We start from the raw sequence: 17,038 nt of genomic DNA on the forward strand, positions 1-17,038 counted from the left end.
GCCAATCGTTGCAACGCAGTTGTAAATATTCTTTTAGTATTTCGAGTTGAACGGCGCCGCCGCTGGCCGTGGCGCCGCCTTCGCCGTAGTCCCGATGGCTGCCTGCGCTATTGCGGCGGCCATTCGCTTGTTTGTCTTGCCACCGCGTTGTGCCGTCTGCGTGCCGTATCCGCCAGGCGGCGGCGATGACGCCATGCCCCGAGCATGACTTCAGTCGACACGCGGCGCGCCGTTTTGCTCACCGCCCTTGCTCCTGGACGACAGCCCATGCCGCTTCCTGCTTTGCCTCCGGCTTTCCTCATTGCTCCATTCGATCGCCTTACCCATCGCGCCTCCAACCGACCGTTGCGCGTGCCCGGCCACCGCTTCGGCCGCGGCAGGTTCGTCTGCGTCCTCGCTGCGCTGTTGTTGTCGAGCGCCTTTTCCGGCGAGGTTGCGGCCACGGTCGCGATGCTGCAGCCGGCGCGCATCGCCGCTGCGAACGAGCCGCTGCAGATCACGTTGCTCTATTCCGCCGACGACGCCGCGCCGCTCACCGTCGCCGTGCCGCAAACACTGCGCGTCAACCTGAGCGGCGGCGAGCAGTCTCCGCAGCCGCTCGAACTCGCGCGCGAAGCGGGCGTGCCCGACACGCTGCGTCTGCGGCCGGGCCAGTTCCGCAAGGTGCGCTTTTCCGCGCCTTGGCCGGACTCGGCTCGCGGAGAAGTGCGTGTCGATCCGATCGGTTTCGATGCTTCGCCCGCGGTCGTCGTGATCAATCGCGGTCCCAACCAGAACGCCATAGCGCAGGCCGAGCGCAGCGAAAGCCAGGCCCGCACGCCGGCCCAGGCCGCGGCGACGGCTGCCGCGCTCGACGGCCCCTCGGGCGACGCGATCTCGCCGCCAGGCGACTCGCTATCGACGACCGGACGCGGCGTGCTTGCGCACGTTTCCTACTACGACCCGATGTATATCGGCGTCGGCCACAACGGCGACACCAATGCGCGGCTGCAACTGAGCTTCAAGTATCGCTTGCGCATTCCCGACGACCTGCGCTCCAAAGCCTTCACCGACAACCTCTACTTCGCCTACACGCAGACGTCGATCTGGGATCTCTCCGCCGACTCGCGTCCGTTTCGCGACACGACGTACTCGCCGCAGCTTTTCTACTACGTGCCGGACACGGGCTGGCGCAGTCCGTTCTTCACGCGCATGGGTTTTGCGGCGGGCGTCGCGCATGAATCGAACGGCAAAGGCGGAAGCGATTCGCGCAGCATCAACATGCCGTTCATCCGCCCGACGTGGGAATTCGGCGATCTGACGGCCAACCATCTGACGGTGTCGCCGAAAATTTATTACTACGTCGGCACGTCCAGTAATCCGGACATTGCGGACTATCGCGGCTATGTCGATCTGCTCGTCAAATACGGCAGCCCCGATGGCTGGCAACTGGCGACCACGCTGCGCAAAGGCACGAAGCACTGGTACGGCAGCGTCGACACGCAATTCACCTATCCGCTCGCGAAGCTGCTCGGCAGCGCGTGGGGCGGCTATCTGTGGATCGGTTATTTCAACGGCTACGGCGAGGATCTGCTCGACTACAACAACCGTCAGCACTGGATGGCGCGAATCGGTTACAGCATCGCGCGGTGAGGCCGACGCGGGCCGCGCTCGGCGGCGGCGCAGTATCGGCCTCGCGGACGGGCTCGGGCGGCTTCACGTCCCGTATCGGTTAACATAGCGGACCTCCGCTTTTCTGCTGCAAGGTTTCCGATGGCTTCCAATCTCCACGCTCTACCCGACAGCCCGTGCATCGGCGTGTGTTCGACACTTTTCGACGAAGTCTGCAAAGGCTGCGGCCGCACGGCCGGCGAGGTATCGAACTGGGTATTCATGAGCGATGAAGAAAAGCGGGCCGTGTGGACCCGCATCGAACGCGAAGGCACGGCCATGCGTTTTCAGAACGACAAGCTCTGAGCTTTTCGCTCAGAAGCGCATGCCGACGCCGAGCCCCACCACCACCGGATCGATGCTCACGCGGCCGAGCGGCTGCCCGCCGAGCGAGGCATCCGTGTGCATCCAGATCTTCTTGATGTCCGCGTTGACGAAGAGCGTCTTCGTCACCTGCACGTCGACGCCTGCCTGCAATGCCGGACCGAAGCTGTGATTGCGGATCGACACCGGCTGCCCGCCGGCGTGCAAGCCATTGTTATAGAACAACGTGTAGTTCAGACCCGCGCCGACATACGGACGCACGCGCCCCGCGTGATTGAAGTGATATTGCAGCAGCAACGTGGGCGGCAGCACGTTCACTCCGCCAAGCGGGCCGATGCTCGAAGTCAACTGATGACGCGACGTGCCGAGAATCAGTTCGACGCCGAGATAATCGCGGATCATGTAGGTCAGATCCAGTTCCGGCACGATCGCGTTGTTGACGTCGGTGTTCAGCGTGGAGAGCGTGCCTGTCGTCGATACGCTCGGCATGATGCTGATCGCGCGCAATCGAACGATCACGTCGCCGGCGTGAATGCCGCTCATCGAATCGTCGCCGGCGGCATGCGCCTGCGGAATGAGCGCGGCGGCGCAGAGCAGCCCCGATGCCAACGCAGCCGTCCTGATGGTGTTGCTGAGCGAGAGCTTCATTTTTCTTCCCCTTTTTGTTGATCTACGGGGATTGTCGAAGCTCCCGCCGCGCGTCAGTTTGACTCCCATCAACCGAGCGAGAAAGCCAGCCGCCCTGCGACAGCCGGTCGCGTCGCGCCAGTCAGCAGCAGTTCGATCAGGTCGTGCACGCTGCGAATCGCCGAGCCGAACGGCAGCGCTTCCTTGCCGCGGAAAAAGAGGCCGTTGGCCACATCGCCGCGCAAGGCCGCGGCAAGCCGCGTGTCGATGCAGAAGTGCCCGAACTTTTCGACGCCGTCGCGCCACCCGCACACGCTCAGACACTGGAGCGCCGTCGGGCACGCCTGCCTGAGCGCGCCGACCTTCTCGCGAATCCTCGCTTCATGCCGCAAATAGCGCGTGAGCCACGGCGTTTTCACGGCACGCGCGGGCAAACCCGTCACGCTGACGAATTCGACGATGTCATCCGGCGCCGCCTCGGCCAGCACGCGCTTGAAGTTCGGATGCGCGTCGCCTTCCTCGGTCACGGCGAACGGCGTGCCGAGCTGCACGCCGTTCGCGCCCGCGTTCAGCAGCGCGCGCACGGCCTCATGACTATTGATGCCGCCCGCGAGAATCAACGGCACCTGCTTGCGATCGATCCCGAGCGACGTGAACACGGTCTCGAGTTCATCGAGAATGCGCCTGAAGTCGAAGCGCTGATCGTTCATATCGGCGATGTTCGTGACGCCGAGATGGCCGCCCGCATGCGCCGGATGTTCGATCACGACGGCGTCGGGCAAGCGGCCCTTCTTCATCCACTTCTTCAGCACCAGCGCGACGCCGCGGCTGTCCGACAGAATCGGAATCAGCGCGATGTCGTGGCCTTGCGTCATCTCCGGCAAATCGAGCGGCAGGCCCGCGCCCATCACGATCGCGTCGGCGCCGTTTTCGCAGGCGGCGCGCACGTAATCGGCTTGCGCGCTGACCGCCTTCATCACGTTGACGGCGATCATGCCGCGGCCTTCGCTCAGCTTCTTCGCCGCATGAATTTCACGCGCGAGCGCGGTGAGATTCGCCTCTTCGAGCGTGGCACGGTCGGGCGACTGCCGGCAACGTTCGACGAGATCGGGATGATGATGGCGTAAATCAATACTGGCGATGGTGCCGAGCGCGCCCTCGCGCGCGACGCTGCCTGCGAGCCGGTGCGCCGAAATGCCGACGCCCATGCCGCCTTGCACGATCGGCAAGAGCGAGCGGCCGCGAATGACCAGCGGAGAAAACGAATGAGAGTTGAGCATGGCTGACCCGACGGACGATTATCAAAGCGTGGATAATCGTCGGTCGGGCGCGGCCGGGGTTGCGTCAGATCAAGCGGCGCGCGCATGCCGTTGCGGCGCGCGCGGGTTCGTTGATGCCGGTCATCCGCGTCAGACTTTGAATTGCATCGACTTGAGTTCGAGATATTCCTCGAGTCCAAAGACGCCGTTCTCGCGTCCGAAGCCCGACTGCTTGAAGCCGCCGAACGGCGCCGCCATATTCCACGCGCCGCCGTTGATGTCGATCTGCCCCGTGCGGATGCGGCGCGCGACGCGTTGCGCGCGCTCGTCGCTGCCGGCCCACACTGCGCCGCCGAGTCCGTATGGCGAATCGTTGGCAATCCGAATCGCTTCGTCTTCGTCCTTGTAAGTCAGAATGGACAGCACCGGGCCGAAGATTTCTTCTTGCGCGATCGTCGCTTTCGGATGCACGCGGCCGAACACCGTCGGCTTGACGAAAAAGCCTTTCGACACGCCGTCGGGCAGCCCCGCGCCGCCCGTCACGAGTTCGGCGCCCTCCTCGATGCCCTTCGCGATGTACTGCTGCACGCGCGCCTGTTGCGCGGCGGAGGCCAGCGGGCCAAGGCGCGTTTTCTCGTCGCGCGGATCGCCGGCCGCGTAGCTTTCGGCCGCCTGTTTCGCGAGCGCGCACGCTTCGTCGTAGCGTGCTTCGGGCACCAGCATGCGCGTGTGCGCCGAACAGGTCTGCCCCGAGTTGAGGAAGCACGCGCCGACCGTGCCTTTGACCGCGGCGGCGAAATCGGCGTCGTCGAGAATGACCGATGCCGATTTGCCGCCCAGTTCGAGCGCGACCCGCTTGATCGTCGCCGATGCCAGTTCCGACACGCGCTTGCCGGCGCGCGTCGAGCCGGTGAACGACACCATATCGACCGATGGATGGCTCGCCAGCATTTCGCCGACCACCGGCCCATAACCGCTGACGAGGTTGAACACGCCGGCGGGCAGCCCCGCTTCGTGGATCGCTTCGGCCAGCACGAACGCATTCAAAGGCGCGATCTCCGACGGTTTCAGCACCACCGTGCAACCGGCCGCGAGCGCGGCCGCGACCTTCAGCGTGATCTGATTGAGCGGATAGTTCCACGGCGTGATCGCCGCAACCACGCCGACCGGTTCGCGCACGACGAGCGAATTGCCGACGCGTTCTTCGAACTGGAAGCTGCCCGCGAGCTTCGCATAGGCGTTCCAGTTGTAGACGGGACTGCCGACCTGGATCGCGCGCGCGAGCTTCAGCGGCATGCCGACTTCGCCTGCGATCAGCGCGGCGAGTTCGTCGGTGCGCGCCTTGAGGTTCTCGGCGATCCGCTCGAGGTATCGGCCGCGCTCGGCGGCGGGCGTGGCGGCCCAGCCGTCGAAGGCCACACGCGCGGCCGCGATCGCGCTTTCCGCATCGGCGTCGACGCCCTCGGGGATGCGGCCCATGACTTCCTCGGTGCCGGAGTCGATCACGTCGATCGTGCCGGTGCCGCACGGCGCGATCCATTTGCCGTCGATGTAGAGTTTGTCGTAGATCTTCATGATGTCGGCCCTGGCTTCCGATGGTGGTTGTTCTATTTTAGCCAGCGTCGGGGGAAGGGTTCGGTGGGCGAGATGGGCGGTGAGTTGCCGGCATGCGGCGAAGTACCCGCGGATAAGGGCACTATTTTGTAGTTTGATCGCCGCCTAGCTCCCGTCTTACCTCTGCTACGATGCCGTCGACAAACATAAAAGGGACCAAATGAAAGCCGTTCTGTCCGTAGCTCTATCCGCTCTCGCGCTTACCGCTTGTGTCTACGTCCCGACCGAATACAAAGCCGGGCCGGTCCAAGGTGATCCGAAGAAAATCGTGGAACGCGTTATGTACGAGCAGCCCGGGAGCAAACGGCCGGAATACGTCGATGTTACTGATGACTATGTGGAATTCGGAGCCGGCAGTAAAGGCTCGTCTCGCGAGACGCTGACCGGGTTCAACCATTCGTCCAAGAAGGACGTAACGAGGCTCTACTATCGAACGATGGCCGACGTAAAGCTGTTAGATCGTGCTTCGTTGAAGGGTCACTGGTACATAGTCGAGCCGCGCACAGGGCAAGGACGAAAGCTTGCTGACGTGTACGTGGAGAATCAGAAAGATGCAGAGAGCTTTGTTGACGCACTGATCGCGCTGAAGGCGGCGCTGCCCCCAACGGAGTAGCGATTCCACGCGGCGGCTTCCCGGCGGATATGTCGGCCGCCATTGTCCCAACGGGACAATCCCGCAGGACAACGGCGTCACATGAATAGGCGTTCCGGGACCCTTACTGCACGCCTTGGCTCGCCAAAAAGTCCTCGTAATTCCCGCCAAAGTCGTTCAGCGTGCCGTCCGTCTTCACTTCGATAATCCGGTTCGCCAGCCCGCTCACGAACTCGCGGTCGTGCGAGACGAAAATCAGCGTGCCTTCGAACTTGTCGAGCGCGATTTGCAGCGACTCGATCGATTCCATGTCCATGTGATTGGTCGGCTCGTCCATCATCAGCACGTTGTGGCGGCCGAGCATCAGCTTGCCCCAGATCATGCGGCCCTTCTCGCCGCCCGACAGCACCTTCACCGATTTGCGAATGTCGTCGGCATTAAAGAGCAGCCGCCCGAGCGTGCCGCGCACCATCTGCTCGTCGTCGCCTTCCTTGCGATAGGCGTCGATCCAGTCCATCAGCGTGACGTCTTGCGGAAACTCTTCGTACGTGTCCTGCGGCATATAACCGACGTTCGCGTTTTCCGCCCACTTCACCGTGCCGTGATCGAGCGGCAGATTGCCGAGCAGCGAGCGCAGCAACGTGGTCTTGCCCGCGCCGTTCTCGCCGATGATCGCAATGCGCTCGCCCGGCTGCACGCTGATGCTGAAGTTATTGAAGATGGTCCGCTCGTACTTCTTCGAAATGTTTTCGGCGACCACTGCGATGTTGTGCAGCTTCTTCTCGAACTCGAAACGGATAAACGGATTCTGCCGCGACGACGGCTTGAATTCCTCGATCTTGATCTTGTCGATCATCTTGAGACGGCTGGTTGCCTGACGCGCCTTCGACTTGTTCGCCGAGAAGCGGCGCACGAAGTCCTGCAGGTCGGCGACACGCTCCTTCGCCTTCGCATTCGCGTTCTGCTGACGCTCGCGCGCCTGCGTGCTCGCGAGCATGTAGTCGTCGTAGTTGCCCGGATAGACCTTCAGCGTGCCGAAGTCCATGTCGGCCATGTGCGTGCACACCTGGTTCAGGAAGTGTCGATCGTGCGAGATGATGATCATCGTCGAGTTGTACTGGTTGAGCACGTCTTCCAGCCAACGGATCGAGTTGATGTCCAGGTTGTTGGTCGGCTCGTCGAGCAGCAGCACGTCCGGCTTCGAGAACAGCGCCTGCGCGAGCAGCACGCGCAGCTTCCAGCCCGGAGCCACGTTGCTCATCGGACCGTTGTGATCTTCAATGGCGATGCCGATGCCGAGCAGCAGTTCGCCCGCGCGCGCTTCGGCGGTGTAGCCGTCGTATTCGGCGAACTTCGCTTCGAGCTCGGCGGCGTGCATGTAGTCGTCGTCGGTCGCGTCGGGGTTCGCGTAGATCGCGTCGCGCTCGGTCATCGCGGCCCACATTTCTGCGTGGCCCATCATCACGACGTCGAGCACGCGCACGTCTTCATACGCGAACTGGTCCTGGCGCAATTTACCGAGGCGCACGTTCGGCTCCAGCATGACGTTGCCGGAACTCGGCTCCAGGTCGCCACCGAGGATTTTCATGAAGGTGGACTTGCCGCAGCCGTTAGCACCGATCAGGCCATAGCGGTTCCCTCCCCCGAATTTGACCGAGATGTTCTCGAACAGGGGCTTTGGCCCGAATTGCATGGTGATGTTGGCAGTAGACAGCACGGCGCGTCCCTTTGAATGTGATATCGGCGAAAAACCCAATATTTTAGCAGGTTACCGGGATTTCAACCGGACGGGAATTCGGCGCGCGCCGCGCCCTGCTGGCTGGGGGCGTCCGGCGTATCGGGCATGCGACGTGCGATAGAACGCGTTCACACGGCGGCCGTGCGCAACCGTCCGCGTTACCTATACTTTTTGAACGCCAACGAAGATTAAAGGAGAGATTTCATGTCAGACCACGTCTACAAGCAGATCGAACTGACCGGCTCATCGACGAAATCGATCGACGACGCGATCAGCACCGCCATCGCCAAGGCGTCGAAAACGCTGCGCAATCTGCACTGGTTTGAAGTGACGGAAACGCGGGGCCAGATCGAAAACGACCGCGTCGCTTACTGGCAGGTGACGATCAAGGTCGGGCTGCGCATCGACGATTGAGGCAGAGCACGTCGCGCATGTGGCGCGCTGACGCCCAGCCCCACAAGCACAAAACCGTAAACCGAAAGAGCTGCCATCCGCCAACAACGGATGCAGCTCTTTCTCAACAAGTAATCAACCAGGCGAGCAGCACAACCCGCCCGGCATCACCCGCTTACTTCGGCAACGACCCGTCGACACCTTCGACATACCAGTTCAGCCGCTGCAACTCCGGGTCCGTCAGCGTCTTGCCGGCCGGCACCTTGACCGTGCCCGACTGATCCTTGATCGGACCGGCGAACACATCCCACTTGCCGCTCGCCAGTTCTTCGCGCTTGCCCGCAACCTTCTTCTGCGCGTCAGCCGGAATCGCCGACGTGTTCAGGTCCTCGAGATCGACCGCCTTCTGCGGAATGCCCCACCACACCGGATCGTTCTTCCACTTGCCGTCGAGCACCTGCTGGATCGCCGAGTTGTAGTACACGCCCCAGTGCGCGACCACCGAACCCAGATGCGCGCTCGGGCCGAACTTCTTCATGTCGGAATCCCAGCCGAAAGCATGCACGTGCTTCTCGGACGCGGTCGCGAGCGTCGCGCTCGAATCCGTGTTCTGCAACAGCACGTCGGCGCCCTGGCCGATCAGCGTTTCAGCGGCCTGCTTTTCCTTGCCGGGATCGAACCAGCTATTGATCCAGATGACCTTCGTATGCACCTTCGGATTCACCGAGCGCGCGCCGAGCGTGTACGCGTTGATGTTGCGGACCACTTCGGGAATCGGCACCGACGCGACGAAGCCGAGCGTGTTGGTCTTCGTCACATAGCCCGCGGCGACGCCGGCCAGATACGCGCCCTGGTACATGCGCACGTCGTAGGTGCCGAAGTTCGGCGCCTTCTTGTAGCCGGTTGCATGCAGGAACACCGTGTCCGGGAAGTCCTTCGCGACCTTCAGTTCGAAGTCCTGATAGCCGAAGCTCGAACCGATGATGACCTTGTTCCCCTTGTTCGCCAGATCGCGGAACACACGCTCCGAGTCCGCCGATTCCGGCACGTTCTCGATACGCGTGATCTTGATCTTGTTGCCGAACTTCGCTTCCGCTTCCTTCGATCCCTGGTCGTGCGCGAAGGTCCAGCCGGCATCGCCCGGATTGCCGAGATAGACGAACGCGACGCCCGGTGCATCCGCCGCCTGCGCGGATTGCGCGAATGGCGCCGTCACGGCTGCACCGAGCGCGAGCGAGGCGGCGCCCCATGCGAAAGCCGTCAGCAGATTCCTTTTCTTCATGTTTTCTCCAGTCGTGTGATTAGTCATTGAAACGTATGGCGATGTCTGGTTATGAAAGCGGCGCGTCAGCCCGCCGAGAAAAACGGCTTGCCGAGCGACGCCGGCGCATTCAGGCGAATCGTGTTCGGGTTGCGCGAAATCAGCACCAGCACGACGACCGTCGCGACATACGGCAGCATCGCGAGGAATTGCGTCGGCACGGGCACGCCGATCGCCTGCGCGTAGAACTGCAGGCCCGTGACCGCACCGAACAGCAGCGCGCCGATCAGCAAGCGCCCCGGCCGCCACGTCGCGAACACGACGAGCGCAAGCGCGATCCAGCCGCGGCCGGACGTCAGTTGCTCCTGCCACAAGTGCAGATTGACGATCGAGTAGTAGCCGCCCGCGAGTCCCGCCATGCCGCCGCCGAACGCGACCGCGCCATAGCGCACGCCGACCACCGGAAAGCCGACCGAATGCGCGACCTGCGGCGACTCGCCGACCGAGCGCAACACGAGCCCCGCGCGCGTGCGATACAGAAACCAGCCGATCGCCGCGAACATCGCAAACGCGAGGTAATCGAGCGGCGTCAGACTGAAAAGCGCGGGCCCGAGCACCGGAATCTTCGAGAGGCCCGGAATGGTCCACGTGTCGATGGTGGCGCGCACCGCCGCCGACGTGTACGGCTTGCCGACATACGCGGAGAGGCCAATGCCGAAGATCGTCAGCGAGAGGCCCGTGGCGACCTGGTTGGCGAGCATGGTCAGCGTGAGAAACGCGAACAGCAGCGACATCGCGAGACCCGCGCCAATCGCGGCAAGCACGCCGAGCCACGGGTTGCCGGTGATCGCGGTGACCGCGTAGCCGGTGACGGCGCCCATCAGCATCATGCCTTCGACGCCGAGGTTGAGAACGCCCGACTTTTCGGCGACGAGTTCGCCCGCGCCCGCGAACATCAGCGGGATCGCGGCGGTGACGGCGCTCGACGTGAGCGCGCTGGCTTGTTGAATATCCATGAATGGCGTGAGCGAAGCGGTGAGCGGGTCAGTGGGCTTGCGCGGCAACGGAGCGCCGGCGCACACGGTAATTCACGAACAGATCGGCGCCGAGCAGGCAGAACAGCAGCAGCCCCTGGAACACGCCGGAGAGCGCCTGCGGCAATTGCATCGAGGTCTGCACCGCTTCGCCGCCGAGATACAGCAGCGCCATCAGCAGACTGGCGAGCACGATGCCGAGCGGATGCAGCCGTCCGACGAACACCACGATGATCGCGGTAAAGCCGTAACCCGGCGACCACGTCGCCTGCAACTGACCGATCGGCCCGGCGATCTCGCCCATGCCGGCAAGACCCGCAAGGCCGCCGCTGATGAGGAGCGACATCCAGATGGTTTTTTTGTCGGAAAAACCGGCGTAGCGCGCGGCCAGCGGCGCGAGACCGCCGACGTTCATCCGGTAGCCGGCGAAGCTCTTGCGCATGAAGATCCACACCAGCGGAATCGCGATCAGCGTGACGAACACGGACGCGTTCAGCCGCGTGCCGCGCAGCCATTTCCAGTGCCAGTCGCCGTAAAACGTCGGATAAAGCGCGTCGCCGCTGAACATCTCCGAGAGGGGAAAATTCATGCCCTGCGGATCGCGCCACGGGCCGCTCACCAGATAGATCAGCAACTGCGTCGCGACGTACGTGAGCATCAGGCTTACGAGAATTTCGTTGGTGTTGAAACGGCTCTTGAGCAGCGCGGGAATCGCCGCCCACAGCATGCCGCCGATCACGCCGGCCAGCATCATCAACGGCAGAATCCACCAGCCGCTCGCCTGATCGAAATAAATCGCGACGCCGCTCGCGGCAATGCCGCCGAGCAGCATCTGCCCTTCGGCGCCGATATTCCACACGTTCGCGCGATAACCGATCGCGAGGCCGAGGCCGATCAGGCACAACGGCGACGCCTTCAGCAGAAGCTCGGACCAGCCGTTCACGCTCGACAGCGGTTCGATGAAAAACGCGTGCATGGCTTGAAGCGGATCGCGGCCGACCAGCCCAAAGATCACGAAGCCGATGGCGAGCGTGAGCAACGCGGCGATCAGCGGCACGGCGATCTGCATGGTGCGCGAGGGCGTCGTGCGCGCTTCGAGTCGATACGGAAGAATCATGAGTAGCGTGTCGTGTTGTCGGGTTCTGTTATTGGACGCAAGGCGCGCATAAACGCACGGATAAACGCGTGGACAGGCGCGGTTCAGGCATGCGCCGGCTGTTCCGCCGACGGCGCCGCGCCTTCGCGGCCGCCGAAAAGCCCCGCCATCCAGCGGCCGATTTCCTCGGCGTTGGTCGCGCCTGTCGCGCGCACCGGCGAGAGTCTGCCGCCCGCGAGCACTGCGATCCGGTCGCAGATGTCGAACAGTTCCTCCAGCTCTTCGGAAATGACGAGGATCGCCACGCCGCGCGCCGACAGATCGAGCAACTGCTGACGAATGAACGCGGCCGCGCCGACGTCGACGCCCCACGTCGGCTGCGCGACCACCAGCACCTTCGGCGCCTGCAAGATCTCGCGGCCCACGATGTACTTCTGCAGATTGCCGCCCGACAGACTCTGCGCGAGCGCTTCGGAACCGCCGCAACGCACGTCGAACGCTTCGATACAGCGCTTCGCAAACGCACGCATCGCGCCCGCGTTGATCCAGCCCGAGCGCACCATCTTCTGCCGATGCCCGGTCAGCAGCGCGTTTTCAGCGAGCGTCATCGCGGGCACTGCGCCGCGGCCAAGCCGCTCTTCCGGAACGAAGCCGAAACCGAGCGCGCGCCGCGCGCCCGCGCCGAGACGGCCCGCGGGCTTGCCGCAGATCGTCACCGCATCGGCGCGCACGCCCCGCTTCTCACCCGACAACGCCGACAGCAACTCCGCCTGACCATTGCCCGACACGCCCGCAATGCCGAAGATTTCGCCCGCGTGCACGGCGAACGACACGTTATCGAGCGACGTGCCGAACGGGTCGTCGCTTGCCACCGAAAGCGCCTTCACTTCGAGCAGCACGTCGCCGGGCTTGTGCTCGCGGCGCGTGTAATCGGGCAGCGAGTGGCCCACCATCAGTTGCGCGAGCGATGCATGCGTTTCCTGTTTAGGCTTCACATGGCCCGTCACGCGACCGCCGCGCATCACCGTGGCCGTGTCGCACAGTTCCTGGATTTCGTCGAGCTTGTGGCTGATGTAGAGAATGCTGCAGCCTTCGGCCGCGAGCCGCCGCAGCGTCGCGAACAGCTTGCGCACCGCTTGCGGCGTGAGCACGGACGTCGGTTCGTCCATGATGAGCAGCCGCGGGTTCTGCAGCAGGCAGCGCACGATCTCCACGCGCTGCCGCTCGCCGACCGTCAGGCTATGCACGTGACGCTGCGGGTCGATGTCGAGGCCGTAGTCGGCGGACACTTCGCGAATGCGCTTGGACAGCGCTTTCAGATCGAACGGTTCGTCGAGTGCGAGCGCAATGTTTTCGCCGACCGTGAGCGTCTCGAACAGCGAAAAGTGCTGAAACACCATGCCGATGCCGAGCTTGCGCGCGGCCGCGGGACTCGCGATGTCGAGCGCCTCGCCTTCCCAGTGAATCTCGCCTGCGTCGGGCCGCACGGCGCCGTAGATGATCTTCATCAGCGTGCTCTTGCCCGCGCCGTTTTCGCCGAGCACCGCATGGATCTCGCCCGGCGCGACGATCAGCGTGACGTCGTCGTTGGCTCGCACGGCCGGATACTGTTTGGTGATGCCCTTGAGCATCAACCGGGGCGCCGCCTGTTCCGGCCTGGGTTCCGATCCGGCTGCCGGCTGCGCGGCGGCGCCGTCGCTATAAGAAGAGTCGCTCATGTGATTCCGTAGTGCGTCAGTGACTGCGGTCGCCGTGCGTTCGCCCACCTTCCCGGCGGCCGATCCGTCACCACAACCGGATGACAATACCTAATTCGCCCCGCTCAGTCGAGCCGACAAAATTCGCTGAAACCCGCGCCACAGCAAGCTCTGCGGGTATGCCTCCCTTGACGCCGTTTTTCGTTCATATTAAAACGCATATACCCCTGCACCCCATCGATCAGCCAGAACATATATTTCGGAGAAGTCATGAGTCAGCAACGCGAGGCGATCGATACCTATCTTTTACGCGTCTTGCACACCCTGTTGATGGAACGCAGCGTCACGCGCGCGGCCGTCAAACTGAATCAATCGCAACCGGCCATTAGCGCCGCGCTGCGCCGCCTGCGCGACATCACCGGCGACCCGCTGCTGGTGCGCGGCAAATCCGGCATGGTGCCCACCGAGTACGGCCTGCGCCTGCTCGAACCGGTGCAGAACGCACTGCGCGAAATCGAGCGCATCAAGTTCCAGCAACACAACTTCGATCCGGCGACGTCGATCCGCTGCTACCGGATCGGCTGCCCGGACTACCTCAACGTGCTGTTCGTGCCGACGGTGGTCGAACGCTTTCGCCAGGCCGCGCCGAACGCGACGCTCGAATTTCATTCGCTCGGCCCCGCGTTCGACTACGAACTCGCGCTCGAAGACGGCAAGCTCGACATCGTCGTCGGCAACTGGCCGGAGCCGCCCGAGCAGCTGCATCTGTCGAACCTGTTCGTCGACCAGATCGTCTGCCTGATGAGCAACACGCATCCGTTCGCGAAGCGCGGCGGGCTCACGCTCGATCAGTATCTGAACGCGCCGCATCTCGCGCCAACGCCGTATTCGGTCGGCCAGCGCGGCGCCATCGACGTGCATCTCGCGCGCGAGCGTTTGAAGCGCCATGTGGTCGTCACGCTGCCGTACTTCAATCTCGCGCCGTACGTGCTGATCAAATCGGATCTGATCTTCACGACGACGCGTCTCTTCGCCGATTACTACGCCAAGTTTTTGCCGCTGACCGTGGTGCCCGCACCGCTCGATTTTCCGCCGATGCAGTACTACCAGCTCTGGCATGAGCGCGTTCACTACTCCGACGAAGTGCGCTGGCTGCGCAGCCTCGTCGCGGAAGCGACCAGGACGTTGATCGACAAGCCTTGAAGCTTTTGTGGCCGCGCGAGCGGTCGACGGCGATTTCGTGCATCTGCATCCCCGCACGCGGCCGCCTTTTGCCTTCGCCTCACACCGCGGCTTCGTAAAGCGCCTTCGCCAACCGGTTGTGCCGCTCGATGACCGGTCCGAGTTCCAGCGTCGTCAACTGTCCGTCCTTCACCACGACCTTGCCGCCGATCACGCTATGGCTCACCTGCGGCGGCGCGCAGAACACCAGCGCCGCCACCGGATCGTGCAACGCGCCGGCGAAGAGCGGTTGACGCAAATCGAACGCGACAAAGTCGGCCGCCATGCCCGGCGCGAGCGCGCCGATGTCGTCGCGATTCAGAACCTTCGCGCCGCCGAGCGTGGCGATCTCCAATGCTTCGCGCGCGGTCATCGCATCCGGCCCAAAGCCGACGCGCTGCAACAGCAGCGCCTGGCGCACTTCGGCGACCATCTGCGCGCCGTCGTTCGACGCCGAGCCATCCACGCCGAGACCCACCGGCACACCCGCGAGCCGCATCCGCTTGATCGGCGCGATGCCGGACGCGAGCCGCATGTTCGAGCACGGACAATGCGCGACGCCCGTGCCGGTTCGCGCGAACAGTTCGATGCCGGCGTCGTCGAGTTGCACGCAGTGCGCGTGCCATACGTCGCGCCCGACCCAGCCCAGGTCTTCCGCATATTGCGCGGGCGTCATGCCGAATTTCTCGTGGCTATAGGCAACGTCGTTCGTGTTCTCGGCGAGGTGCGTGTGCAGCGATACGCCGTAGTGCCGCGCCATCACCGCCGATTCGCGCATCAGATCGCGGCTCACCGAAAACGGCGAGCATGGTGCAACGACGACGCGCAGCATCGCGTAACGCTCCTCGTCGTGGTAACTCTCGATGAGCCGCTGCGTGTCCTTCAGAATGTCCGCCTCGCGCTCCACGACCGAATCCGGCGGCAGGCCGCCGTCCTTGCGCCCCACGCTCATGCTGCCGCGCGCCGCATGAAAACGCATGCCGATGCGGCGCGCCGCGACGATGCTGTCGTCGAGCCGGCTGCCGTTCGGATAGATATACAAGTGATCGCTCGACGTCGTGCATCCCGAGAGCAACAGCTCGGCCATTGCGGTCAACGTCGAAATTTCGATCATCTCCGGCGTGAGGTTCGCCCACACCTTGTAGAGGCTCGTGAGCCAGCCGAACAGCTCGGCGTTCTGCGCGGCGGGCAGCGCGCGCGTGAGGCTCTGGTACATGTGATGATGCGTGTTCACGAGGCCGGGAATCACCAGATGTCCGCGCATGTCGAGCACTTCGTCGGCGGTGGGCGGCAGTTCCGCCGTCGGCCCGACCGCGACGATGCGGTTGTCCTCGATATACAAGCCGCCGTCGCGCAGTTCGCGCCGTGCGCCGTCCATCGTGACGAGCACGTCGGCGTGCTTGACCAGCATCGTTCTGTTCGGTTTGTTCGTATTGTTGGTTTCTTGTGCTGCCTGTTCCATCGTCATCCGCTTTCTCCGCCTGATTGCTTCCGTGCAAAGTCGTTCGAACGCGATGTGACCGCGCGTGAGCCGTGTCGCCGCGCCGCCGCGTCCCGTCGAACGCCGTTGGCCCGGTTACCCGGCGTGCTCCGCCGTCTTCGGGACGTGTGCCGCGCATAAGCCTTGAGTTGCTCGGGCCTTATTGCTGCGGCGCACAGACGTAACCTTCGACGGCCAAAATAACGCTGGCAACTCGCGCCGTTGCGATAACCATCCTCAGGCCGGCGATATAGTCGGTCATTTTTGACGACGGTACGATCCAACGGGGATCGTCTACACGGCAAGGCCGCGCGAACGCATCCGCCGAGGATTTCAGCAGACTGTCGTTCATGCGCCAGCTATTATCTTTCTTATCGCGCGCGCGCTCGACAGAACAAGTTTTTACAATGGCTGCCACGGCGCTCGCTTCAATTCGCCGACGGGTATGTAGCCACTGACGTGGAGCCTCGATCCGCCGCAACGTATCTGGATCGGGCTGCCGCCGAAACCTCGCAAACACACAAGGAAAACTGCGAATGGGAAAGCTCACTACCCATGTGCTCGACACCGCGAACGGCCGTCCCGGCGCGGGCATCAAGGTCGAACTCTTCGCGCTTTCGGGCGACACGCGCCGCGCGCTGAAAACCACTCTCACCAATGACGACGGCCGCTGCGACGAACCGCTGCTGCAAGGCGACGCGCTGGTTCCGGGCGAGTACGAACTCGTGTTCGCCGCGGGCGATTACTTCGCGTCGATCGGCACCAAGGTGCCCGAGCCGCGTTTTGTGGATCGCGTCGTGTTGCGCTTCGGTATCGCCGATGCCAACGCGCACTATCACGTGCCGCTGCTCGTATCGCCGTGGTCGTACAGCACTTATCGCGGCAGCTGATCGATCGGGAACCGCAAAAGCGTGCGGTCGATTGCAGAAGCGCAATAACAAACCTTAGAGACGAGTGAACGACGACGCCGTGCGAACTGAGCGCACCGCGTCTTTCACCCCGCAGTCCGCGGGGCGGCGTGACGCACACCACGCCGCCGCGCGAGCAACGAA

At 63.5% G+C, this 17,038-nt stretch carries 16 protein-coding genes; 6 read left to right on the forward strand and 10 right to left on the reverse strand.

Going from position 1 to position 17,038, the window contains the following annotated elements; all coding sequences use genetic code 11:
• The first annotated feature begins 267 nt into the window (after nucleotides 1–267).
• Complete coding sequence (locus ABIE53_RS11620; RefSeq protein ID WP_107706755.1) at nucleotides 268–1,632, forward strand: phospholipase A; 1,365 nt, start codon at nucleotides 268–270, stop codon at nucleotides 1,630–1,632.
• Between the two features lie 120 nt (nucleotides 1,633–1,752).
• Nucleotides 1,753–1,956, forward strand: coding sequence for a DUF1289 domain-containing protein (locus ABIE53_RS11625; protein ID WP_006051757.1), 204 nt, complete (start codon nucleotides 1,753–1,755; stop codon nucleotides 1,954–1,956).
• 9 nt (nucleotides 1,957–1,965) lie between these two features.
• Here ABIE53_RS11625 and ABIE53_RS11630 read toward each other — a convergent pair whose 3' ends face one another.
• The 3 genes from ABIE53_RS11630 to ABIE53_RS11640 form a co-directional block, all read right to left on the reverse strand.
• Nucleotides 1,966–2,622, reverse strand: a complete 657-nt coding sequence (locus ABIE53_RS11630) for an OmpW/AlkL family protein (RefSeq protein ID WP_006051758.1) — start codon at nucleotides 2,620–2,622, stop codon at nucleotides 1,966–1,968.
• Nucleotides 2,623–2,690: 68 nt separating this feature from the next.
• Complete coding sequence (locus ABIE53_RS11635) at nucleotides 2,691–3,881, reverse strand: NAD(P)H-dependent flavin oxidoreductase (RefSeq protein ID WP_107706754.1); 1,191 nt, start codon at nucleotides 3,879–3,881, stop codon at nucleotides 2,691–2,693.
• Between the two features lie 129 nt (nucleotides 3,882–4,010).
• Complete coding sequence (locus ABIE53_RS11640) at nucleotides 4,011–5,435, reverse strand: aldehyde dehydrogenase family protein (RefSeq protein ID WP_107706753.1); 1,425 nt, start codon at nucleotides 5,433–5,435, stop codon at nucleotides 4,011–4,013.
• 199 nt (nucleotides 5,436–5,634) lie between these two features.
• Here ABIE53_RS11640 and ABIE53_RS11645 point away from each other — a divergent pair, with 199 nt between their 5' ends.
• Nucleotides 5,635–6,087 (forward strand): hypothetical protein, encoded by a 453-nt coding sequence (locus ABIE53_RS11645; protein ID WP_006051761.1) that lies wholly within the window; start codon nucleotides 5,635–5,637, stop codon nucleotides 6,085–6,087.
• Between the two features lie 103 nt (nucleotides 6,088–6,190).
• Here ABIE53_RS11645 and ABIE53_RS11650 read toward each other — a convergent pair whose 3' ends face one another.
• A complete protein-coding gene (locus tag ABIE53_RS11650) occupies nucleotides 6,191–7,783 on the reverse strand; it encodes an ABC-F family ATPase (RefSeq protein ID WP_006051762.1) in 1,593 nt (530 codons plus the stop codon).
• 225 nt (nucleotides 7,784–8,008) lie between these two features.
• Between ABIE53_RS11650 and ABIE53_RS11655 the strand changes: the two genes are divergently transcribed.
• On the forward strand, nucleotides 8,009–8,218 hold the full coding sequence (locus ABIE53_RS11655; RefSeq protein ID WP_006051763.1) for a dodecin: 210 nt from the start codon (nucleotides 8,009–8,011) through the stop codon (nucleotides 8,216–8,218).
• Nucleotides 8,219–8,372: 154 nt separating this feature from the next.
• On the opposite strand, the gene ABIE53_RS11660 is transcribed toward ABIE53_RS11655, so the two are convergent.
• The 4 genes from ABIE53_RS11660 to ABIE53_RS11675 all read right to left on the reverse strand — a co-directional run bounded on the left by ABIE53_RS11660 (nucleotide 8,373) and on the right by ABIE53_RS11675 (nucleotide 13,306).
• Complete coding sequence (locus ABIE53_RS11660) at nucleotides 8,373–9,479, reverse strand: BMP family ABC transporter substrate-binding protein (RefSeq protein WP_107706752.1); 1,107 nt, start codon at nucleotides 9,477–9,479, stop codon at nucleotides 8,373–8,375.
• Nucleotides 9,480–9,544: 65 nt separating this feature from the next.
• Nucleotides 9,545–10,474 (reverse strand): ABC transporter permease, encoded by a 930-nt coding sequence (locus ABIE53_RS11665; RefSeq protein WP_029968638.1) that lies wholly within the window; start codon nucleotides 10,472–10,474, stop codon nucleotides 9,545–9,547.
• Between the two features lie 28 nt (nucleotides 10,475–10,502).
• Entirely contained in the window at nucleotides 10,503–11,609 is a 1,107-nt protein-coding gene (locus ABIE53_RS11670) for an ABC transporter permease (RefSeq protein WP_006051766.1), read from the reverse strand.
• An 83-nt stretch (nucleotides 11,610–11,692) separates the two neighbouring features.
• Complete coding sequence (locus ABIE53_RS11675) at nucleotides 11,693–13,306, reverse strand: ABC transporter ATP-binding protein (protein ID WP_107706751.1); 1,614 nt, start codon at nucleotides 13,304–13,306, stop codon at nucleotides 11,693–11,695.
• A 249-nt stretch (nucleotides 13,307–13,555) separates the two neighbouring features.
• On the opposite strand from ABIE53_RS11675, the gene ABIE53_RS11680 reads away from it, so the two are divergent.
• Nucleotides 13,556–14,488, forward strand: a complete 933-nt coding sequence (locus tag ABIE53_RS11680; RefSeq protein WP_006051768.1) for a LysR substrate-binding domain-containing protein — start codon at nucleotides 13,556–13,558, stop codon at nucleotides 14,486–14,488.
• Nucleotides 14,489–14,567: 79 nt separating this feature from the next.
• Here ABIE53_RS11680 and ABIE53_RS11685 read toward each other — a convergent pair whose 3' ends face one another.
• Together ABIE53_RS11685 and ABIE53_RS11690 are read right to left on the reverse strand one after the other, a co-directional pair.
• Complete coding sequence (locus tag ABIE53_RS11685) at nucleotides 14,568–15,974, reverse strand: 8-oxoguanine deaminase (protein ID WP_107706750.1); 1,407 nt, start codon at nucleotides 15,972–15,974, stop codon at nucleotides 14,568–14,570.
• A gap of 172 nt (nucleotides 15,975–16,146) precedes the next feature.
• Entirely contained in the window at nucleotides 16,147–16,404 is a 258-nt protein-coding gene (locus tag ABIE53_RS11690; RefSeq protein WP_161966571.1) for a hypothetical protein, read from the reverse strand.
• Between the two features lie 118 nt (nucleotides 16,405–16,522).
• Here ABIE53_RS11690 and uraH point away from each other — a divergent pair, with 118 nt between their 5' ends.
• On the forward strand, nucleotides 16,523–16,876 hold the full coding sequence (gene uraH / locus ABIE53_RS11695) for a hydroxyisourate hydrolase (RefSeq protein ID WP_006051770.1): 354 nt from the start codon (nucleotides 16,523–16,525) through the stop codon (nucleotides 16,874–16,876).
• Nucleotides 16,877–17,038 lie beyond the last annotated feature (162 nt).

The sequence above is a fragment of the Paraburkholderia sp. OAS925 genome (genome assembly GCF_040543975.1).
Taxonomy (GTDB): Bacteria; Pseudomonadota; Gammaproteobacteria; order Burkholderiales; family Burkholderiaceae; genus Paraburkholderia; species Paraburkholderia graminis.

Coding starts and splice junctions, on each gene's coding strand:
- ABIE53_RS11620 (WP_107706755.1), top strand. CDS start 268: ATGCCGCTTCCTGCTTTGCCTCCGGCTTTCCTCATTGCTCCATTCGAT.
- ABIE53_RS11625 (WP_006051757.1), top strand. CDS start 1,753: ATGGCTTCCAATCTCCACGCTCTACCCGACAGCCCGTGCATCGGCGTG.
- ABIE53_RS11630 (WP_006051758.1), bottom strand. CDS start 2,622: ATGAAGCTCTCGCTCAGCAACACCATCAGGACGGCTGCGTTGGCATCG.
- ABIE53_RS11635 (WP_107706754.1), bottom strand. CDS start 3,881: ATGCTCAACTCTCATTCGTTTTCTCCGCTGGTCATTCGCGGCCGCTCG.
- ABIE53_RS11640 (WP_107706753.1), bottom strand. CDS start 5,435: ATGAAGATCTACGACAAACTCTACATCGACGGCAAATGGATCGCGCCG.
- ABIE53_RS11645 (WP_006051761.1), top strand. CDS start 5,635: ATGAAAGCCGTTCTGTCCGTAGCTCTATCCGCTCTCGCGCTTACCGCT.
- ABIE53_RS11655 (WP_006051763.1), top strand. CDS start 8,009: ATGTCAGACCACGTCTACAAGCAGATCGAACTGACCGGCTCATCGACG.
- ABIE53_RS11660 (WP_107706752.1), bottom strand. CDS start 9,479: ATGAAGAAAAGGAATCTGCTGACGGCTTTCGCATGGGGCGCCGCCTCG.
- ABIE53_RS11665 (WP_029968638.1), bottom strand. CDS start 10,474: ATGGATATTCAACAAGCCAGCGCGCTCACGTCGAGCGCCGTCACCGCC.
- ABIE53_RS11670 (WP_006051766.1), bottom strand. CDS start 11,609: ATGATTCTTCCGTATCGACTCGAAGCGCGCACGACGCCCTCGCGCACC.
- ABIE53_RS11675 (WP_107706751.1), bottom strand. CDS start 13,306: ATGAGCGACTCTTCTTATAGCGACGGCGCCGCCGCGCAGCCGGCAGCC.
- ABIE53_RS11680 (WP_006051768.1), top strand. CDS start 13,556: ATGAGTCAGCAACGCGAGGCGATCGATACCTATCTTTTACGCGTCTTG.
- ABIE53_RS11685 (WP_107706750.1), bottom strand. CDS start 15,974: ATGACGATGGAACAGGCAGCACAAGAAACCAACAATACGAACAAACCG.
- uraH (WP_006051770.1), top strand. CDS start 16,523: ATGGGAAAGCTCACTACCCATGTGCTCGACACCGCGAACGGCCGTCCC.